The sequence below is a fragment of the Metabacillus arenae genome (assembly GCF_014773385.1).
GTDB classification, from domain to species: domain Bacteria; phylum Bacillota; class Bacilli; order Bacillales; family Bacillaceae; genus Metabacillus_D; species Metabacillus_D arenae.
Genome location: NZ_JACXAI010000002.1, coordinates 37,913 through 56,254, shown reverse-complemented (window position 1 = coordinate 56,254; position 18,342 = coordinate 37,913). Strand labels below are relative to the sequence as shown.

The following is an 18,342-nucleotide window of genomic DNA, read 5'->3' as shown; positions in this document are numbered from 1 at the left end:
CTAATTTTGAAAAGGGAAAAGGATAATGTCCTGGATAAGTCGAAAGTATTATATGATCGTCTTTTTTGCTGAAAAACAGAACTATTTCGGTATAGACCTCTTAATTACAATCCTTGTAAACTGGAAATGTAAGCGCTAATTATGTGAGCGAGGAGGTTGTTTATGTTCAATAGGAAAAGATTACAGATTTTTTTGTTGATGTGTGGGTCCCTCTTTCTTGGGAGTATTTCAGTATTTGCTCAGGAAACAGAAAAAGGAAGGGGTGAACAAATGTTCTCCATTTATCCTTTTCCTTGGGGACAGCCTGGAAAATCATCCAATGTGCTGCACAAAGGACCATTTCAATCCGCGGGATTTACCTCTAACTTAGACTCAATCGACCCCATCATCGAATCTGCATTAACAAACAGAACATTTTCAGGAGCAGTTATGCTAACAGCAAGAAAAGGTGTTGTAGTGAAAGAGGGTGCATATGGATATGCTTACCAATATGAGGATGGCTCTTTTACTAAAGATGAACAACCGATCCGAACCACTGAATCTACTATTTTTGATATCGCCTCTATCAGCAAATTATTCACCTCTACAGCTATTCTTATGTTATATGAAGATAACAAACTTCAATTAGATGATCCTGTTTCCAGGTACTTACCAGAGTTTGCTGCAAACGACAAGGAACAAGTTACAATTAGGCAATTATTAACTCATACATCAGGATTCAAAGCTTGGATACCCTTGTATCAAACAGAAGGCAATCGAGACGAGAAAATTCAAACTGTTCTTCATTATCCCCTTGACCATGCTCCTGGCACAACTTATACATATAGTGATCTAAACCTTATTACTTTAGGAGCATTAGTTGAAAAATTAACAAATCAACGTTTAGATGAATTTGTTACAAAACATATTACAAAACCGCTTGGCATGAAAGATACGATGTATAACCCGCCCAAAAAACTAAAACACCGAATCGCTGCAACAGAGTATCAGCCAGCAATTAAACGGGGCATGGTGTGGGGAGAAGTTCATGATGAAAATGCGTGGTCTCTCGAAGGGATTGCAGGACATGCAGGAGTTTTTTCAACAGCAAAAGATCTTGCCATTTTTGGCCACATGATTTTACAAGATGGAAAATATAAGGGAAAGCAATTGCTTGAAAAGGATACAGTAAGATTGTTGTTAGATAATCAGACCCCAAAATTTCCTGGTGACGATCATTCATTAGGCTGGGAATTAAATCAAAGCTGGTATATGGATGCCCTATCCCATTCAACAACACTCGGGCATACCGGCTATACCGGCACATCTCTTGTGATAAGTAAAGAAAATGAAACGATTGTAGTTCTGCTTACAAATCGTGTACATCCTAACCGAACAACTCCAGCTATTAATCCAGTTAGAAGAGAAGTGGCAAGGAAAGTAGCAGATGCCATTCCGATACCAGCTAAAAAGCAACATGCAATGTGGTTTGCAGGCTTTGGAGATCAGTTGGAAAATTCATTGGAAGCAAACCTATCGCTAGAAAAAGAAGCAAAGCTTACGTTCGACAGCTGGTATCGGATGGAAGGGAGGGCAGATAGCGAGAGGCCTGATCACGGCTCCTTGCAAATAACGAAGGACGGAGATAAATGGGAAACGATCAAGACGTTTAAAGGATTTTCTTCTGATTGGGAACATTCTGAACTAATTTTACCTAAGGACACGAAATCTATCCGATTTTTGTATGAGACAGATGATTATGGAAATGGGCGCGGCTGGTATTTGAATAATATAAAAGTACTTTTATCCGCAAAAGACCAAATTTCTGTTAATTGGAAGTCTGACTCATGGATAAAACGTAAAAATTGATAGGAGCTGGTTATAATGAAAAAATGGACACTCTTTTCCGTTATCATGTTCAGTCTCTTAGCTTTATCCTTTCAATCATCACAGGCAAGACCAGATAAGAAACAAATGAAGCTGGGAGTTGAGGTTTTACTTGATGAAGAACTTGAACTTCTGAAAGGGAAAAACGTCGGCTTGATTACGAATCCAACAGGGGTAGATAAAGAACTTAATAGTGTTGCGGATCGGTTATATGAAAATTCTAATGTAAATTTGGTAGCTCTCTACGGTCCTGAGCACGGGGTTAGAGGGGACGCGCAGGCAGGTCAATACGTTGAACAATATACAGATGAGAGGACAGGGCTTCCAGTTTACAGCCTCTATGGACAAACTCGAAAACCTACACCAGAAATGCTTGAGAATGTCGATGTATTACTATTTGATATTCAAGATGTAGGCACACGATTTTATACTTATATTTATACGATGGCCTACGCGATGGAAGCAGCTGCTGAAAACGATGTAGAATTTATTGTACTGGACAGACCAAATCCGCTTGGCGGAATACAAGTTGAAGGCCCCGTTTTGCATCAAGATTACTCATCGTTCGTCGGTCTATATCCGATTCCGTTAAGACATGGAATGACAGTAGGAGAATTAGCGTTATTATTCAATCAAGAATTTGAGATTGGAGCAGATCTTGAAGTCGTTGAAATGAAAAATTGGAAGCGAAGTATGGATTATCATGATACAGGGTTAGAATGGGTCATGCCATCGCCAAATATGCCCACGCTTGATACGGCATTCGCTTACCCTGGCTCTGCATGGATTGAAGGAACAAATGTATCAGAGGGCAGAGGTACAACAAAGCCTTTTGAATTAATTGGTGCACCTTTTATGAATAGCTTCGATACAGCGAAAGCCTTAAATGACCTGAATTTACCTGGTGTAACATTTCGGGCTGCATCATTTACCCCTACTTTTTCAAAGCATGCATCAAAGCTGTCACACGGAATCCAAATTCATGTATCCGATTATGATTTATACGAGCCGGTTAAAACAGGCTTATCAATCATAAAAACCATTCATAATCTATATCCGGAAGAATTTCAATTTAGTCCTGAAAACAGCAAAGGTCAATCATTTTTTGATTTATTAGTTGGTAATGGATGGATAAGAGAAGAAATTGAAAAAGGTTCATCAGTCAAAAAAATCGAACAAATGTGGAAGGCTGAATTAAATGACTTTAAGGAAATAAGAGAGGATTACTTATTATACAGCAATGGTAAGAGGACTAAATAAATCCTAATCCCTTCATTTTTGTGAAGGGCTTTTTAATATTGTCTTTCTTTATTTGTTTTCTTTTTATACAAGCACTAGAAAATTCTAACATCATAGATGGATGGCGACTGAAGTTATCAGAAATTCTACTCATATTTTCATAGCTCAGGCTGGATTATTTCTAAAGCTTTGTTTCATTTGTTTTTTGGATTATAAAAATGTTCGAATCAACAAATTGGTTGATGCATAAGGTACATATGATAACTACGTATATTCTTTTTCTATATAAAAAAATATGTTACGTTTGATTGAGAAAATATATGTACGATAAAAAAGGAGAAAAAAATGAAGTCTATTAAAATAGCTTTTTTTGACATTGATGGGACGATTTTTAATCATAATACGAACAGTATTGCTGAAAGTACAATAGAAGCTATTCAAGCTCTAAATCATAAAGGAATAAAAACGATTATTTCTACGGGCAGAACCCGTCAAAATTGTATAGATGTTGCTGAGAAAGTCGGTATTACTAACTTTATTAATGTTAACGGGAATTACGTGACAATTGATGAAAAGGTCATCCATAAAACAGCTATTTCATTAGAAACATTAAAAAAATTTGATGAATTTGCAAGGTCTAATAACCATTGTTTTTATTATTGTGGTGAAATGGATAATAATATTTCTAGTGCCAATCACCCCTATACGGAAAAGCATTTTAATCAACATTATTTAAAACAAATGAAAAGCGAAGCAGATTTTCATTTAAAAAATGAAGTGTTACAAATCGCTTTATTATGTGAACATGAATACCTGCCTCTTTATCATCCTCAATTCAATGATCTTACCTTTAAACCGTGGATTTCGATTGGCACAGATATTTTTGTAAAAGGTCAATCTAAAGCAAAGGGTATTGAAAAAGTGTTAGCATATTACAATTTTCATGCAGATGAGGCAATCGCCTTCGGTGACGGCGTGAATGATATTGAAATGCTGCAATATGTAGGTACTGGGATAGCGATGGGGAATGCGAATGATGAGGTGAAATCCGCAGCAAACATTGTTGCAAAATCAATTGATGAGGATGGAATCTTCCATTCATTAAAGCAATTAAGTATTATATAGAAAAAAGAGAGATCCATGAAACTCTGGATCTCTCTTTTGTATGATTGTAATTGAATAGTATGGCAAACCTTAAATTTTAACCGCATCTCCCTTAGTATCCCAATTTCTCTTCCAAGAAAAACTAGCCAAAAGAAGAATACCGAAAGCGATGATCGTAATGATAGAAAAGGTAATAAATCCCGAAGTGTATGTTCCGGTAAATTGTTTTAATGTACCTAAAATGTTTGGTAAAAAGAAACCGCCAATCCCACCTGCAGCCCCAACTATCCCGGTAACCATGCCAATTTCTTTTTGAAAGCGCTGGGGTACTAATTGGAAAACAGCACCATTCCCCATTCCTAGACACATCATTCCTACAAATAATAGAGCAGTAACAAGTAAAATAGGTGGCAGCTGGCTGACTCCAACCATACATATAGCTACAATTATAAATAATGTAGACAGAACCCGAACACCGCCGACTCGGTCCGCTATATAACCCCCAACAGGCCTAAAAAAGCTTCCTGCTGAAACACATATCGTTACAAAATCTCCTGCCTGAATCGATGACAATTGATATTGATCAACAAAAAAGATACTTAGAAAACTAGTTAGTCCTACAAACCCACCAAATGTCACGCTGTAAAGTAAACAAAAAAACCAAGTATCCTTAAAAGAAAAAACTTTAAAATAATTAGATAATGGCTGTGGTTCAGGCTGGGACGGTGCATCCTTAGCCATGATTGTAAAAATAATGAAGACGATCACTAAGGGTATAAGAGCAAATCCCATTACACTATGCCAGCCAAAGCTTTCTGCTAACCGAGGGCCGAATAAAGTCGCAAAAAGTGTCCCGCTATTTCCAGCACCTGCTATTCCCATCGCCAATCCCTGCAGATGTGGGGGATACCAGCGGCTTGCCATTGGCAAAGCCACAGAAAAACTTGCTCCGGCTACTCCTAATAATATCCCAATCGCGTAAAGCTCTGGTAATGAGGTTCCAGCAGTAAATCCCCAAATTAGAGGTATCATTGTAACCAACATCCCTATGGTAGCCGTTTTCTTTGGCCCGACCCGGTCTGTCATGATACCAAGAATGATTCGAAAAAATGAACCGGCTAAAGTTGGAATAGCAACCATTAATCCTTTTTGGGCTGGTGAAAGGCCAAAATCTTGCGAAATGAATACTCCAAGAGCACCAAGGAGAACCCAAATCATAAAACTAATATCAAAATACAAAAAGGAAGAGAAGAGTGTTGATGGATTACCATTGTTTTTCAATTCAGATAATTTCATAAAAATCTCCTTTCAAACATTGTTGTAAGTTTCAGTAAAACATTTTGCTTGTCTTTCTTTGTTGCTCATCAACCTGTGTCGATTATAAATGGAGTAATTCAAAGATAAAAGCTTTATGTTAGGAAATGTAACATCACAAATATTCATTTTTGATTAAAAGTAGATTTGGAGACTAATTAACCAATTCAAATAATTCCAATCGAACGAAATATGTGGTTGATGCTCCCCATCCATTTAATTACCTCTATATGGAAATGTAATTTTCTTGTTAGATTATATGACATGAATAATTTCAAATCTTAAATTTTATGAAATAATACTTACTAGCCACTTAATAGCTGGGGGTTTTAAACTATGGATAAGCAAAAGCTTGTACTAATTGGGAATGGAATGGCAGGTGTCCGCTGCATTGAGGAAATTTTAAATATTGATCCAACCTCATTTGAAATTACCATTTTTGGCAGTGAGCCCCACGTTAATTATAATCGAATTATGTTATCGTCCGTATTACAGGGCAAGACATTGCTGAAAGATATTACGATAAATGAACTGGATTGGTATAAAGACAATCAAATTGAACTCTACAGCGGAGAAACGGTTATTCATATCGACAAGGAAAACATGACGGTCACAACTGATAAAAACCGCACAGTTGCTTATGACAAACTTATTTTGGCAACTGGATCTTTGCCGTTTATGCTTCCGATTCCAAACATTGAAAAAGAAGGAGTTTTCACGTTTCGAACAATAGAAGATTGCGAGAAAATGATCGAAAGCTCCAAACAATATAAAAAAGCAATTGTAATAGGCGGGGGACTGCTAGGTTTAGAGGCTGCAAGCGGACTCGTGAACCTTGGTATGGAAGTAGATGTCGTTCATAACACTCCTTATCTCATGCAGAGACAGCTTGATTCAACAGCTTCAATCATGCTGCAAAAAGAATTAGAGAAGCAAGGGATTCGAGTTCATCTCGAAAAAAACACAACAGAAATTATCGGAGAAAACCGGGCTGAAGGTTTGAGGTTTGATGATGGTTCAGAATTAGAAGCTGATTTAATTGTCATGGCAGCTGGTGTCATACCTAATACTCAATTGGCTAAGGAAAACGGTATTCATACAAATCGTGCAATTGTTGTAAATGACTATATGGAAACAGATACACCTCATATTTACGCTGTAGGAGAGTGTGTAGAGCATAAAGGGATTGCATATGGTTTAGTAAAGCCTTTATACGAACAAGGCAAAGTATTAGCAAAACACGTTTGCGGCATTAGCTGTGAGGCCTATCAAGGATCCGTTTTATCTACACAATTAAAAGTATCTGGAGTCAATGTATTTTCCGTCGGGGTCTTTGAAGAAGATGACACGCTTAAAGCAGTAAAGGTTTTTGATGAAGTAGATGGAGTTTATAAAAAGATCGTCTTCGATCAAAATAAAATCGTCGGCGCTGTATTGTTTGGAGACACAAGTGATGGTACAAGACTGCTTGATATCGTTGTGAAGCAGAAGGATATAACGAATTTGGAAAAAGTAAGGCTTCTTCATTCAACAAGTGGAGAAAATCATTCCATTTCTGCCATGGCTAATAATGAAATACTTTGCAACTGTAATAATGTAACAAAAGGAACGATTATTGAAGCTGTTCAAACGAAAGGATTAACTACAATTGAACAAGTGAAACAATGCACGAAGGCTTCAGGCTCCTGCGGGGGTTGTAAACCATTGGTTGAAGAACTTCTCACCTATATTAAAAGCGGGGAATGTGAATCGCCGATTAAAGAAAAACCAATGTGCACTTGTACAGCTTTAACAGAGGATGAAGTTGTAAATGAAATACAGAAAAGAAATCTCCTTACTGTTCAAGAAGTAATAGAGAAGCTCGACTGGAAAGAAAAAAATGGATGTGATATATGCCATCCAGCTTTAAACTATTATCTAGGAATGATATACCCGGAATTTGAGACGAAAAAAGAGAGTTTATTTGTAAATGAGAGAATGAATGCTGCCCTTCAGCAAGATGGTACCTATTCTATCTTTCCACAAATGTACGGTGGCATGACAAATGCTGAAGAATTGAGAAGAATTGCAGATCTAGTAGAAAAATACCGGATTGATAATGTGTCATTAACGAGTCATCAACGACTCCTTTTAAGCGGTATACGGCAAGAAGATCTATCTAATATTTTGAATGATTTAAATATGCCGTTATTTTCAACGAATGGACATACAGTTCAAAATGTAAAAACCTGTAATGGTGACCATATATGCCAATGTGATAAACATCACGCTACTCATTTAGCTGTCAACCTGGAGAAGAAACTTGAAGGATTAACAACCCCTTATCTATTAAAGATGGGAGTCTCAGGCTGCATTCATAATGGCGGAGACGCGAAAGCGAAAGATCTAGGAATTATTAGAATTGAAAGAGGCTGGGAGATTTATATCGGAGGCAGCAGTGGAAATAATGTTCGTGCAGGAGAATTATTATGTGTAGCCTCAACAGAAGATGAAGCAATCGAAATAATCTATGGATGTATTCAGTATTATCGTGAAACAGCTATTTATTTGGAGCGAACTTGGGAATGGATGGAACGAGTCGGCTTGATTCATATAAGAGAAGTATTGTTTGATAGTGAACTTCGCCTTCAGCTGCTTGAGAGGCTTGAGGAGGAAGCTTCTAAGCGGAAAATTATTTCCGAGAAGACTTATTCAGAACCATTAATACAGTAAATATTGAACTACTAGGGGAGAGGTTGATGAGCTTTGACTGATTTGTTATTAAAATATTTTCGATCAAAACAGCAAGAAATTGAATCAGAAAAATCTTATCAGACACAATGCCCATTTTGCAGTATGCAATGTAAAATGGAATTAATCGAACAAACAAAAGTGACAAGAAAAAAGTATACTACGGTTGGAAAAGATAACCCGACTTCTGAGGGCCGTTTATGTATAAAAGGAATGAATGCACACCAGCATGCTTTGCATAGTGATCGGATAAAATATCCTTTATTAAAAGTGGACGGAGAATTTGTCCGAATCTCATGGGACCAAGCCTTAGACATTATTAAAGAACAATTCACTAAAATTCAAGCTGAAGATGGCTTTGATGCTTTAGGGGTATATGGCAGTGCATCCATTACGAACGAAGAAGCGTACCTTCTCGGAAAATTTGCAAGGGTTGCTTTAAAAACAAAATACATCGATTATAATGGGCGATTGTGTATGTCGGCAGCGGCAACTGCTGCGAGTCAAACGTTCGGAATGGACCGGGGATTAACGAATGCTTTAACAGAAGTCCCATTTTCCCGCGTAATCATCTTGGCAGGGACAAACATTGCAGAATGTCAGCCAACCATCATGCCTTACTTTGAACGAGCAAAGGAAAATGGAGCTTATATTATAGCTATTGATCCTCGTGAAACAGCAACAACAAAAATAGCCGATTTACATTTAAAAGTGAGACCAGGGAAAGATGCAGCTCTTGCAAATGGATTATTAAAAGTAATTATTGAAGAAAATTTAATTGATGAGGAATTTATTCAAGCTCGGGCAGAAGGGTTTGAAGAAATTAGAGAATACGTTTCTTCTATAAATTTAGAGGATATTGAAAGCTTAACAGGGGTACCTGCTAAGCAAATCCAAACAGCTGCTAGAATATTTGGCAGTGAAGAATCAGGTATGATTTTTACTGCAAGAGGTGTTGAACAGCAGACTGATGGATCAGCGGCTGTTCGTAACTTTTTAAATATTCTAATTTCAACTGGAAAAATTGGGAAACCTTATAGTGGTTATGGAGCAATTACTGGCCAGGGGAATGGCCAAGGAGCAAGGGAACATGGACAAAAAGCGGATCAGCTGCCTGGATACAGAATGATTGAAAACGAGGAGCATCGGGAATATATTTCATCTGTATGGGGGATAGGTAAAGAAGATTTACCAAGGAAAGGTGTATCCGCATTTGAAATGATCCAGAAAATAGACGAGGGTCAAATAAAAGGTATGTTTCTCATGTGCTCAAATCCAGTTGTTTCTAATCCTAATGCCCATTTTGTTAAACAAGCATTAAAGAAATTAAAATTTCTGGTAGCTGTAGATTTATTTGAATCTGAAACAGCAAGGCTAGCCGATTTAATTTTGCCGACATCATCCTATTTAGAGGATGAAGGAACGATGACCAATCTTGAAGGTCGCGTGACATTAAGAGAAGCAAGCAAACCGATGCCCGGAGAAGTAAGACATGATTGGCAAATTATATGTGATATAGCACGAGCCCTCGGAAAAGGAAATTATTTCTCTTATTCAAAAGCAGAAGATATTTTTAATGAGCTAAGAATCGCAAGCCGTGGAGGAATAGCAGATTATTATGGGATAACTTATGAACGACTGAGAAAGGAAGGGGGAATATTGTGGCCATGCCCAGACCTTGACCATCCGGGGACTCAAAGGATGTTTGAAGCAACCTTTGCCCATTCAAACGGAAAAGCGAAAATGGTTACTGTTCCAAACGATCCAGTCGTTTCAAAAGAGAAAACGTGTGATGAGTTTCCACTTTACTTAACGACTGGAAGAGTCATGTCCCATTATTTAACCGGAGTCCAAACGAGGAAGAGTGCGTCATTATCTGCGAGAAATTTTGAATCCTATTTAGAGGTTCATCCATCAACAGCCAAAAAATACAACATCCAAGACAATGTTTTAGTAAAAATAGATTCAAGGCGAGGAAGCATCGTTGTTAGAAGCAAATGGTCAGACAAAATTAGACAAGATACAGTTTTTGTTCCTTTTCATTGGGCAGACACTCAAAATGTGAATCGATTAGTAGCAGAAGACTTAGACCCTGCCTGCAAAATGCCAGGCTTTAAAGTAAGTGCAGTTAAAGTAAGCCCGGTTTTGTCGGAAAATTAGGAGTAACAAATTTCACCAAATACATTTTTGATAGAAATAGCCGGCTTTCCTTACTTTAAGAAGGTGAAGTGACCCCATAAAGTTAGACAAGTTTTTGTTTAGGCGGCTTGTAGGGCATGTGCTCGGTATTGTACTGGGCTCATGCCTTTTAATTTTGCCTTGATTCGTTTGTGATTATAAAATACTATATGCCAGCCTAAGATGGTCAATTTGATTTGAAATGATAAATGGAAAGTACAAAAATAATCAGCCATCAAAATTTCTGAAGGCTGGAGTTTCAAATAAAGGATAAACGAAATCATGATATAGTAGACCATTCAGAAAAAAATCCCCAAAAAAGGGGCTAGGTAAATAATGAAGCAACTATTCCTAAGAAGCCGCCGGCAAGGAAGCCGATTGAAATACACTTGGTATACTGTTTATAAAAATGAAGTTCCACAGCAATACCTCCTTTCACCCCAAAAATAACATACGAATATTACCTTGTGCAAACACTATTTTTCCTATTCAATTGATTTATTTATCTCAAATGAAAAGCCTTAAATATACTATTTTTTCCTTTAAACCATTTAAATCATGATATAATATAATGAACTATTTTAATATTCTAATAATTATACATTTGTCTGTAAATAAGGAGTGTCCACGTTGAAATCCTTTAAAAACTTATATTTTAGACGTATTTTTTTATTCGGAATTCTTTGTATTACAATTCCCATTTTATTATTTTCTATTGTGTCCTATTCCATATTCACTTCTTATTTAGATGAACAGGTTCTTCAATCAAATTTAGCAAATATAAGTCAAGTGAAAAAAAGAATGGATGCTGAGTTAGAATTTATAAGTAAATCCACCAAAAATTTAGTAGGGGATTCTGATCTCAATCAATTAATCTATAATTCCAACTTGAAAAATGAAAATGATCATATTCAAAGTATTCATACTAAATTGCGGGATATAAAAAAATCAATTAAAGATTCATACAGTATCGATCTCTATATACCAAAGCTGGAAATGATCATTTCCAGCGAGAAAGGCGTAATAAGTCCTTTATCTAATCAGTTACTTGCAAGCTATCAAAATGTTGAAGCAAATAGAAAACCAGTCTGGGACTACTATAATGAGCAAGGTGCAGCTGACCTGCTGGCTTATTATCAGCCTCTTCCTGTTATTTCTAATTTCCCGCAAGCTTACTTAACAGTTCATACATACGAAAGTGCTTTTTCAAGGATATACGGATTAGATATATACCAGACAGTTGGTGAAATGTATATTTTAAATCGTTCAGGAAAAGTAGTTTCCCATTCTAATAAAAAATTTCTTGGGACCTATCTCTCAAATAAATATCAGTCAGCTTTAAAAGAAATAGACAGGTCATCTGAACAAGATAATTATTACACTGATCAAGAAACAAAGGAAACTTATTTTTACAGTAAATCTACCACAAGTGATTTAATTGCTGTTTATCGTATTGATAATGACAGACTATTTCCACACCGTAAAACGGCTTCGATTTTCTTTGTACTTGCCTTTTCTTTAATCTTATTAGGTAGTATCTATATTTTTTATCAAGCTAATAAGCTATTGAAACCTATGGTTCTGTATTTAAAAGAAATGAATGTTCCCCTTGAAAAGTTAAATAAAGAAGAAATTTGGAATATTCTCCGAAAAAATAGAAAGCTCCTATTGAAGGAAATTTTTTCATTGGAAAAATGGAAGAAAAAAAATTCACTGGAATTAGAAAAATATTCGTGGTTAAAATTATTGCATGGACCCTGTGAAATGGGCACAAGTAAACAATCAATCGATCTCTTATCGAATCAATTGAACTTTGACAAGCCTTACAGAGTCATTTTTATTGAACCTTATGCAGGCTTGTCTAGTCAAAATTCTCTACTCCATGATAAAGGATTAATGTTATTCGCGATTAGGAATATTGGAGGTGAGGTATTAGATCAAAAAAATATAGAGGGATTTATTGTTGAGGCGATTGAAAATAACGGAATTGTATTAATCCTCTGGCTTTCAACTATAAGTGAAGAAAATTATCATGTGGAGACAAATCAAGTAATTGCTCTCCTGCAACAATCATTCTATTCAACATTAAAAATAGCTGCATGTATCGGAATTGGAAAAGTCTATTTTTCCTTAGATGGTATAAATAAATCGTTTAATGAAGCAACTGAAGCATTAAAAGAAAAATACATAAAAGCAGATCAAAAAATTTATTACTATGAAGAAGTTGAGACTACCAGACCTTTTTCCTATCCTTACCAGATTGAGAGTGAACTTATTAAAGAACTTAAAGATAATAATCTTGAGAATACATTGCAAAAATTTAATGAATGGTCCATTCAAATAGAAAATAACTGTAAAAATTGTCAAATGATTTCCGATGCTTACTTTATATTGTTTGTTTCATTTAAAAGAATACTCGATGAGATTAGCGACAACCAATTTGATTTGTTTTATGAAGTACCTTTTCGGAAGCTTTCTCATTTTCAGTCCTTCATCGCATTCAAAGCATGGTTTGAAAATAAAGTGGTTATTTTCGTTTTAAACCAAATAAAAACGATTAGTGAAAAGAAGGGGATAAAAGCAGTTGAATTTGTGAAATCTTACATGAAAGAACACATTTATGAAGATCATACTTTGACATCAGCAGCAGAGAAGGTAGGTTTAAGCAGTGCATATTTAAGCAGACTGTTTAAAAAAATAACAGGAGAAAGCTTTTTAAACTATTTATCTCATATAAAAGTTGAAAAATCAAAAGAGCTGTTACTTCAGACAGACATGAACATATCTGAAATTGCGGTGAAGATCGGTTATTCAGAAAGAACATATGGGAGATTGTTTAAAAAAATCACTGGAACTACTCCTAATAATTTTCGATTATCCCATTCTAAACAATTTTCTGAGAAATCAAAGAAAATAGGTGGGGGATAAATGTTCGCAGATGGCCGATATTTTCGGGCTGACAAAAGGAGAAAAACCCAGATGATGAAATTTTGTTTTTATTAAATAAGACAGTTTCGAAATGGCGGGGATTATTAACCGTCATTTTTTGTCTTTACGAAAAAATACATAACAAAAATTGACCAAAATTAGCATAGAACCTTGATATATCAACACTTCTTGATATTTTTGTACATTTAAAAATACTGACTATTGTATAAAAAATTCAGAAAACTTAGAATAACGATTAAGCAGGAATAAGTTTCTGAAAAATAAAAAAGGGGGGATTTGTATTATATACGAAGCATTAAAAATGAAAAATGATCTCATCCATTGGAGAAGAGATTTTCATCAGAATCCAGAATTGGGATTCAAAGAAGTAAGGACATCTAAGATTATTAGAAAAGAACTAATGGACATGGGAATCAAAGAAATTAGGATACTTGCAAAAACGGGGATTGAAGCATTAATAAGGGGAAAGAGGGAAGGCTCCACAATCATGTTAAGAGCAGATATGGATGCACTTCCTATTCAGGATCAAAAAAACAAGGCTTACTCTTCAAAAGTGGATAATATCGCTCATTTGTGCGGGCATGATGCTCATACAGCGATATTACTTGGTGCAGCAAGGTTATTGATGGATAAGCCGCTTGAGGCTGGAAATGTAAAACTGGTGTTCCAGCCTGCTGAAGAAGGCTTAGCAGGTGCTAAATCAATGATTGAGGAAGGAGTATTAAAAAACCCTGAAGTTGATGCAGTTGCTGCCTTACATGTTCAACCCTCTCTTCCAACTGGATACATTAGTGTTTGTCCGAATGATTGCACGGCAAACTCAGATCGATTTGATTTAGTTATCACAGGAAATGGCGGGCATGCGGGTCACCCACATAAATCAGTAGATTCAATAACAGTTGCCTCCCAGATTATTTCAAGTCTGCAGCAAATTGTAAGCAGACAAACTGATCCATTAAAGCCTGTTGTCTTAACAATTGGGAAAATTAATGGGGGTTTCGCAAGAAATGTTATCGCTCCATTCGTTTCCATAGAAGGAACGGTTCGTACATTAAGCGAAGAAATGAGAAAGGTTGTTCCTAAAAAGCTAGAACAAATTGTAAAAGGTCATTGTGAAAGTTTTGGATCTTCCTATCAATTTACTTATATAGAAGGTTACCCTTCTGTAAAAACTGATTCAGCTCTAATTCCACTATTAATGAATTCATCGTCATCTATATTAGGTGAAGGTAAATGTAAGCTAGAAAAACCTTCAATGGGAGGAGAGGATTTTGCTTATTATACGGAACAGGTTCCCGGTATTTATTTCAGGTTAGGGACAAGAAGTGAAGAAAAAGGGTGTATTTATCCTCATCACCACCCAATGTTTGATATCGATGAGGAGGCATTGCCAATTGGAGCGGCTTTAATGGCTGATTATGCTTTGAATTTTTTAAAAGAAAATAAAGGTCAGGAGCAGGGCCACATAATGGGAGGTAAAAATGAAAAAATTCACTAGTATTTTTGCAGTATGTATGGTCTTATTATCAGTTTTTATTTCAGGTTGTTCTTCTTCTGCCGGCACTCAGGGTGAAAGTGAAAAAGAAGAAACTGTAAAAAAGGATGATAATATATTAACCTTTGGCATGCCAGTTGATATGACAACTTTTGATATTCACAATCACAATACCATTTTAACTGAAGCCATTCATGTTAATTTATTTAATTATTTATTTAAACGGGATTCAAATCTTGAAATTAAACCTGATTTAGTGGATACCTATAAGCTTGTAAACGACACGACATGGGAATTTACGCTTAAAGAAGGTGTTACCTTCCATAATGGAGATGCTTTTACAGCAGAAGATGTGAAGTTTACTCTTGAAAGGGTTGCAAAGGACGAAAGCTTAAAGGAGCATTCCCAATACAAACAAATAGTTGAAGTGAAAGTTTTAGAGGAATTAAAATTCCAAATTATCACAGATGGCCCTCAACCTGCTTTGTTGAACAGACTTTCAAGGATAGGTTCTGGGATGCTGCCTAAGAAATACATTGAAGAAAATGGATGGGAACATTTTTTAAATAAACCAATTGGTACCGGCCCATTTGAATTTAAAGAATGGAAACGAGATGAAAAGATTGTTTTAAAGCCGTATGACAATTATTTTGAAGGAACTGTAACCGATTGGGAGCAATTAGAATTCAGAAAAATTGCCGAGGATTCTACACGGGTTAACGAATTGATTGCAGGCGGAGTTGATATTGTATTAAACACTCCTCCGAATGAAATTGAGCGGATTGAAAACAGCAGTGAAGCTAATGTCATAACAAGTGCCTCAAATGTTGTCGGATTGCTTGCTCTTAACCAGAAAGAAGAGTTTCCAACCTCAGACCCGAGGGTGAGGGAGGCCATCGATTTAGCTATAGATAAAAAAGCCCTGACTGAACATATTTTGAAAGGGGCAGGAGTGCCAACACGAACCCGTGTCACTCCAGGTAACTTTGGGGATCACCCTGAGCTTTTTGATACTTCCTTATATGATGTTGAAAAAGCGAAGGATCTCTTAGCAGAAGCTGGATATTCAGATGGATTGGAATTAACATTGCACGCTCCTAATGATCGTTATTATAAAGGAAAAGAAGTAGTTGAGGCTATCGCAGCCATGCTGTCTGAAGTTGGGATAAAAGTAAATATTGATTTGATGGAATGGAGTAAGTTTACTGAAATGAGAAATGCAGGAGCAAATAAAGAAATGTTCTTTGCAGCATATGGAAACTCTCTTTTCGATGCTGCAACTGCTTTGGATGTTTATACGACTGAAAGAGCTGAAAAAGAATTATCGTATTCGAATCCAGAGGTTGATTCCCTATTAGCACAGGCCAACACAAATATGAATCCTGAGGACAGGAAAAAACAGTACTTACGAGTGCAAGAAATAATTGCCGAAGAAAGACCCCATATTTATCTATACCTGCAAAGTGACAGCTATGGTGTGAGTAATGATATCAATTTTAAGCCGAGAGCGGACCAAATGCTGTACGCACAGGAGATTACGAAGAAATAGCATCTGAGATTTTATGACTGCCTGAGGTTACAAGACCTTGCTAACCTCAGGCTATATGAGGAGGGGATTAAAAATCAAGTACGTAGTGAATCGGATCATCCAAGCAATACCAGTTTTATTGATCATCTCATTTATTGTTTTTTCTCTATTATATATGGCGGGAGATCCAGTCCTTTTGATGTTGCCTGAAGATGCTACTGAAGAGGAACAACAAGCCTTAAGAAAAGCCCTTAACCTTGATCAACCTTTTTATATTCAATATTTTACTTTTCTGTTAAATATGCTGAAAGGCCAGTTTGGTGAATCCTATACTTACGGTCAGCAAGCCTTGCCATTAGTTCTCGAAAGACTCCCGGCTACATTTGAATTAGCATTTGCCGCCATTTTAGTGGCAACCTTTATTTCCATTCCACTAGGGGTTTGGTCTGCAACGAAGAAAAATTCATTTTATGATCTGTTCATTAGCGGGGGAGCGGTTTTAGGAAAAGCAATGCCTAATTTTTGGCTGGGTATTATGTTAATTTTACTTTTATCTGTATCATTTGGTTTATTTCCTGTATCTGGGAGAGGGACGATTGCTCATTTGATTTTACCAGCCATTACTCTTGGAACAGGCATTGCCGCACAAATGACGCGTTTGATTCGTTCGAATATATTAGACATCTTACATCAGGATTTTATTAGAACAGCAAGAAGTAAAGGTGTAAAGGAATTTTGGATCATTTATAAACATGCGTTAAGAAACTCGTTAATTCCAGTTGTTACGATTATGGCCTTGCAAACATCTTCCTTAATTGGTGGTGCAATTATAACGGAAACTGTTTTCTCGTGGCCAGGGCTTGGTCAATTATTAATACAATCTATTAATACGAGGGATATGGCAATCGTTCAGGCAAGCGTTTTTGTAATTGCTATTCTAGTTATCTTCATGAACTTAGTTGCCGATATTTTGTATCGTCTTTTGGATCCACGGATAACCTTAAAATAATGGAGGTATTTGATGTCTACACCTGTAACTGCCGCAAATCCTATAAAACATACCGGCAAAAAAAGAAAATACCCATTTAAAATCCTTTTCCAAAGCAGGACAGGAATCCTGGGGCTGATCATACTGTCAGTTTTCATTATTGTTGCATTATTAGCCCCTTTATTAGCTCCTCATGATCATACAAAGGTTGATATAACGGCAACTCTTATCCCACCTGTTTGGAGTGATGGAGGAAATCCTGATCATTTGCTTGGTACGGATCATATGGGGAGAGATTTACTTAGCAGAATTATTTATGGAACCCAAGTTTCTTTACTTGTGGGCGTAAGTTCAGTTGTTGTAGCTGGTTTTATTGGTATATGGATTGGTCTCATTTCAGGCTACTATGGCGGATGGATTGACAATTTATTAATGAGAATAGTTGATTCCTTTTTAGCAATCCCGAATATTTTATTTACTTTAGTCATATTAGGGGTGTTCGGTCCAAGTCTAGTTACGTTAATTCTCGTTATTGGGGCAACCAACTGGGTAAACTATGCAAGGATCGTTAGAAGTGAAGTATTAAGTTTGAAAGAACGTGAATTTATTAAGGCAGCGAAGACAGTCGGAGTAAAAGACTTCTATATCCTCTCTAGACATCTAGTCCCAAATGTTATGTCTTCTTTAACTGTTGTTTCAACACTAAGTGTTGCTACGACGATCATTCTAGAAGCTTCTCTTAGCTTTTTGGGGCTTGGCATCAAACCGCCTGATGTCTCATGGGGGGGAATATTAAGCGATGGCCGTGATTATTTGGCCACACATTGGTGGATTGCCACATTCCCGGGCTTAGCAATTACTTTTTGTGTCCTGGGAATTATAATGCTTGGTGACTGGCTTAGAGACATTTTTGATCCACGATCAAATATTAAAAATGATATTTAGATTGGA

11 protein-coding genes and 1 pseudogene are annotated in these 18,342 nt (G+C 36.4%); 10 read left to right on the top strand and 2 right to left on the bottom strand.

The genetic code is table 11. The annotated features are described in order from the left end of the window. Nucleotides 1-162 precede the first annotated feature (162 nt). The 3 genes from IC621_RS01815 to IC621_RS01805 all read left to right on the top strand — a co-directional run bounded on the left by IC621_RS01815 (nt 163) and on the right by IC621_RS01805 (nt 4,230). On the top strand, nt 163-1,848 hold the full coding sequence (locus IC621_RS01815; RefSeq protein WP_191155165.1) for a serine hydrolase domain-containing protein: 1,686 nt from the start codon (nt 163-165) through the stop codon (nt 1,846-1,848). A gap of 15 nt (nt 1,849-1,863) precedes the next feature. Continuing rightward, on the top strand, nt 1,864-3,126 hold the full coding sequence (locus IC621_RS01810) for an exo-beta-N-acetylmuramidase NamZ family protein (RefSeq protein ID WP_191155163.1): 1,263 nt from the start codon (nt 1,864-1,866) through the stop codon (nt 3,124-3,126). 324 nt (nt 3,127-3,450) lie between these two features. Next, nucleotides 3,451-4,230, top strand: coding sequence for a Cof-type HAD-IIB family hydrolase (locus tag IC621_RS01805; protein WP_191155161.1), 780 nt, complete (start codon nt 3,451-3,453; stop codon nt 4,228-4,230). A gap of 69 nt (nt 4,231-4,299) precedes the next feature. Here IC621_RS01805 and IC621_RS01800 read toward each other — a convergent pair whose 3' ends face one another. Beyond that, nucleotides 4,300-5,505, bottom strand: a complete 1,206-nt coding sequence (locus IC621_RS01800; protein ID WP_191155159.1) for an MFS transporter — start codon at nt 5,503-5,505, stop codon at nt 4,300-4,302. A 354-nt stretch (nt 5,506-5,859) separates the two neighbouring features. Here IC621_RS01800 and nirB point away from each other — a divergent pair, with 354 nt between their 5' ends. Together nirB and nasC are read left to right on the top strand one after the other, a co-directional pair. After that, complete coding sequence (gene nirB, locus IC621_RS01795; RefSeq protein WP_191155157.1) at nt 5,860-8,235, top strand: nitrite reductase large subunit NirB; 2,376 nt, start codon at nt 5,860-5,862, stop codon at nt 8,233-8,235. Nucleotides 8,236-8,268: 33 nt separating this feature from the next. Further along, nucleotides 8,269-10,413, top strand: a complete 2,145-nt coding sequence (nasC, locus tag IC621_RS01790; RefSeq protein ID WP_191155155.1) for an assimilatory nitrate reductase catalytic subunit NasC — start codon at nt 8,269-8,271, stop codon at nt 10,411-10,413. A gap of 98 nt (nt 10,414-10,511) precedes the next feature. Here the strand turns inward: nasC and IC621_RS01785 are convergent. Beyond that, nucleotides 10,512-10,604 (bottom strand): annotated as a pseudogene (locus tag IC621_RS01785) (IS3 family transposase); the annotation flags it as partial. Between the two features lie 457 nt (nt 10,605-11,061). Between IC621_RS01785 and IC621_RS01780 the strand changes: the two are divergent. The 5 genes from IC621_RS01780 to IC621_RS01760 all read left to right on the top strand — a co-directional run bounded on the left by IC621_RS01780 (nt 11,062) and on the right by IC621_RS01760 (nt 18,336). Continuing rightward, a complete protein-coding gene (locus tag IC621_RS01780) occupies nt 11,062-13,359 on the top strand; it encodes a helix-turn-helix domain-containing protein (protein WP_191155153.1) in 2,298 nt (765 codons plus the stop codon). A gap of 322 nt (nt 13,360-13,681) precedes the next feature. Continuing rightward, the gene (locus tag IC621_RS01775) at nt 13,682-14,878 is read left to right on the top strand and encodes a M20 metallopeptidase family protein (protein WP_191155151.1); all 1,197 of its coding nucleotides are present in this window, start codon (nt 13,682-13,684) and stop codon (nt 14,876-14,878) included. Continuing rightward, the gene (locus IC621_RS01770; protein WP_191155149.1) at nt 14,862-16,424 is read left to right on the top strand and encodes an ABC transporter substrate-binding protein; all 1,563 of its coding nucleotides are present in this window, start codon (nt 14,862-14,864) and stop codon (nt 16,422-16,424) included. The genes IC621_RS01775 and IC621_RS01770 overlap by 17 nt, the downstream gene beginning before the upstream one ends. A 55-nt stretch (nt 16,425-16,479) precedes the next feature. Then, the gene (locus IC621_RS01765; RefSeq protein ID WP_191155705.1) at nt 16,480-17,412 is read left to right on the top strand and encodes an ABC transporter permease; all 933 of its coding nucleotides are present in this window, start codon (nt 16,480-16,482) and stop codon (nt 17,410-17,412) included. Between the two features lie 12 nt (nt 17,413-17,424). Continuing rightward, a complete protein-coding gene (locus tag IC621_RS01760) occupies nt 17,425-18,336 on the top strand; it encodes an ABC transporter permease (RefSeq protein ID WP_191155148.1) in 912 nt (303 codons plus the stop codon). Nucleotides 18,337-18,342 lie beyond the last annotated feature (6 nt).